General features: G+C 56.1%; 1 protein-coding gene and 1 pseudogene. Both read left to right on the forward strand.

Annotated elements, in window-relative coordinates:
* Positions 1 to 318: pseudogene (glgC, locus tag H6B10_RS15140) on the forward strand (glucose-1-phosphate adenylyltransferase); the annotation flags it as partial.
* A partial coding sequence (locus H6B10_RS15145) for a sugar phosphate nucleotidyltransferase (protein ID WP_243427423.1) occupies positions 312 to 537 on the forward strand: 226 nt, incomplete at its 3' end. The pseudogene glgC and the gene H6B10_RS15145, both read left to right, overlap by 7 nt.

Genomic DNA, 537 nt, shown 5'->3' on the forward strand with positions numbered 1-537 from the left:
AAAGTCAATGGTACCGTCAACAACTCCATCCTGTTCCCCGGCGTTACCGTCGAAAAGGGTGCTACGGTAGAAGCTGCCGTCGTGATGGGCGGCACGATCATTAAGGCCGGCGCCAGCGTCAAGCACTGCATCGTGGCTGAGAATGTCACGATCGAAGAAGGCGCTACCGTAGGCGCAATGCCCGAGGGCGGCCTGAATATCGCCGAACCCGGTGATGTGGCTACCGTAGGTTCCGGCGTCGTGATCGGTAAGGGCGCGACTGTCGGCCCCAAGGCAATGGTTTTCAGCGATGTAAAGGATGGTGAGGAACAATGGTAAAAAGCAATGTCAACGCTCTTGGCGTGATTTTCGCCAACACCTATGATAATCTTGTTCCCGAACTGGTGGCGGAGCGCTCGATGGCCTCCATCCCGTTCGGCGGCCGTTACCGTTTGATCGACTTTACCCTGTCCAGCATGGTCAATGCCGGTATCGATAATGTGTCTGTCATCGTTCGTAAGAACTATCATTCCCTGATGGACCATCTGGGCGCCGGCC

Origin of the sequence: Gemmiger formicilis (assembly GCF_016901605.1) — a bacterium.
Lineage (GTDB): Bacteria > Bacillota > Clostridia > Oscillospirales > Ruminococcaceae > Gemmiger > Gemmiger formicilis_B.